This is a genomic window from Trebonia sp., from assembly GCF_049794275.1.
Classification (GTDB): domain Bacteria; phylum Actinomycetota; class Actinomycetes; order Streptosporangiales; family Streptosporangiaceae; genus Trebonia.
Window position 1 is genome coordinate 1 of record NZ_JBARCR010000430.1, and the last position, 2287, is coordinate 2287.

Here is a 2287-nt window from a genome sequence, read left to right on the forward strand (position 1 = left end):
GCCTGGTCTGTGTAGCTCGCTCGGTCAGCGAAATGGCGGTCACCTCAAGCGGCGTGTCCGCTTGGAACGCGATTCTGCTGAGCGTCGGCATCACGGCGTCGAACGCCTCGTTCTCGGCAGACGAAAATCATCGGCCGTGAGGCGGATCTGCGCCAGGCGACCACTTCTGTTCGGGACGATGCGAGCCGCATGCAGCGAGTGACCGTCCGAGGATTCCAGCTGCACGTGCAATCCAGAACCCTGCAGAAGCGAGTCTCCGCCCGCGGCGATAGCGTCGAAGTCAAGGCTGGTCGTGACGCTGCTCACGCCAGGAACTCCCAGTACGAACACGATGTCGTAGAGGCCCTGTGACCCTGCAGGCTTGTCAGCTGTCCCGGGAAGGGCGGGAACGACCGCGACGGCAGCGAACTCGGTCACCCGGGGCCGAGGCAACTCTCTTCCGTTTGGCGGCCGCCTTCTGCTTCTTCGTACTCACAGTCAACGATGATGCCGCTCCTGCCCCGGCGTAGCAGCGCAATTACCGTGGGGCGACGGGTACCAGCTGCCTCGGGGTTGGGGAAGACACCGGCGACGTCGGTCTGCGCTTGATCTCCTTGTTCAGCCACTCGAGGGGTTAGCGGGCCAGATCCTCTTCCAGTGCCCGACGGGAACGCGGCGAAGGCGGTGATGTCGTGGGCCGCGTCGTGCAGCATCGCCTCGACCCGGGGAACTGGCGGGCCGAGCATGCCAGCGATGGCGCCGAGCTGCTCGCGGACCTGCGCCGGGCCGGACTGGGCGAAGATGGTGCGGATGGTCGCGGCGACCATCTCCGTCGAGCCCTTGGGCACCTGAGCTAACACAGCCGATGGCCCGTGAGGGCCTCCGACAACGACTGCACCAAGGCGAGTGGCCCGGACCAACGCTCTTGCGGCGCTGCCTTAGGGGTCAGCGCCGTGCGGCAAGGGGGAGTCCGACGGCCAGCCCGGCCAGGGCGGCTGCCAGAATGGCGATTCCCAGCTCGGTCAGGTGCGCGTGGCCGAGCGAGACGCCCGCAACGGTCACCGCGAAGCTGATGATCGCCCACCACGCGAGCACGACCCGGATGGCCGCGAGTCCCGCACGCCCGGCGAGCCGCGCCCCCAGCGCGCTGGCTGCCGCCGTTACCAGGACCGTGACGATGAGCGTCACCGCATATCCGTGCGGGAACTCTACCGACGCGCCCGACCCGAGAATGCCGGTGGTAAGCAGAAAGGAAACGGCAGGGGCGGCAAGCACCAGCAGTGTGGCGACAGTGACCCGGGCGAGCACGCCCGCGCGTGATACGCCGGTGGCCCGGGTCCGGGAATCCGCGCCCGTCATCGGGTTGTCCTTCCTCAGGATCGCTCAGGCTGTCCCATTCCACGGTGCCGCAGGACGGGCACTTGGGCAACAGGAGATCGCGGATCCCGATCCGCGATCATGAATGGGCTGCGGCGGGACGGAACGCTTCTGAGACGCCATCGCCGCGTACGGCGGTCCCCGGCCAGCCACTCGCAGACCATGGCTGACCCTTCACAGACGGCCCAATTATGAGCGGCCGCCAGCCTGCCAGCGTTCCCACTCCAGAGCGCGCCTATCGGCGGTTCCAGCGCCTGCAGAGCGCATGTTGGCCAGAGATGGCAACGTTCAGGCAGCGTGGGTTTCGAACCAGACGGAGCCGAGGTCGTGGCCGGCGGTGAGGTGGACGTCGGCGTTGAGGGCGGCGGCGACGCGGCGCAGCAAGGGGACGGTGGGCTCGGTGCCGCCTTCCTCGATGCACTCGATATCGTCTTCGGTGAGCGAGGCCCGCATGGCCAGTTCGGCGACGGACACGCCGAGGGTGGTGCGGACGTCTAACAGGGCCTTGTGACCACCCTCGCACAGGTGGAGGGCGGCCGCAGATATGGCATTCTCGTATGCCGCCACCGGCCACTGGTTCGGCCTGTGAGGTCTCCTCGGACAATCCATCGGGGTCGCGGCGAGCGCCGGTGTCGGCGAGCATGAGGCTGCTGGTGCCGGGCGCGCGTACTTGTTGCTGTTCCCTGGCAGGTAGCCCCGGGGCCGGGCCTGGCCGGTCCGGCCCCGGAATTACGGCTGCTGGCTTACAGCTGGGTGGTGACGGCCTTGACTTCGGTGTAGGCCTCCAGGGCCTGGTGGCCCATTTCACGGCCCCAGCCGGACTGCTTGTATCCGCCGAACGGCAGTGCCGCGTCGAACACGTTGTAGCAGTTGATCCAGACGGTGCCGGCCCGGATCTTCTTGGCCAGGGCGTGGGCCTTGGAGATGTCGC

At 67.7% G+C, this 2287-nt stretch carries 4 protein-coding genes; all 4 read right to left on the reverse strand.

The annotated features are described in order from the left end of the window. Positions 1–413 precede the first annotated feature (413 nt). Positions 414–827 (reverse strand): transposase, encoded by a 414-nt coding sequence (locus WA805_RS11740; protein ID WP_425242354.1) that lies wholly within the window; start codon positions 825–827, stop codon positions 414–416. A 97-nt stretch (positions 828–924) separates the two neighbouring features. Beyond that, entirely contained in the window at positions 925–1338 is a 414-nt protein-coding gene (locus WA805_RS11745) for a hypothetical protein (RefSeq protein WP_422278603.1), read from the reverse strand. Positions 1339–1644: 306 nt separating this feature from the next. Beyond that, positions 1645–1923, reverse strand: a complete 279-nt coding sequence (locus WA805_RS11750; RefSeq protein WP_425242355.1) for a helix-turn-helix domain-containing protein — start codon at positions 1921–1923, stop codon at positions 1645–1647. Between the two features lie 176 nt (positions 1924–2099). After that, positions 2100–2287 (reverse strand): aldehyde dehydrogenase family protein (locus WA805_RS11755; RefSeq protein ID WP_425242356.1); only part of this gene is annotated, 188 nt, incomplete at its 5' end.

Coding starts and splice junctions, on each gene's coding strand:
- WA805_RS11745 (WP_422278603.1), bottom strand. CDS start 1,338: ATGACGGGCGCGGATTCCCGGACCCGGGCCACCGGCGTATCACGCGCG.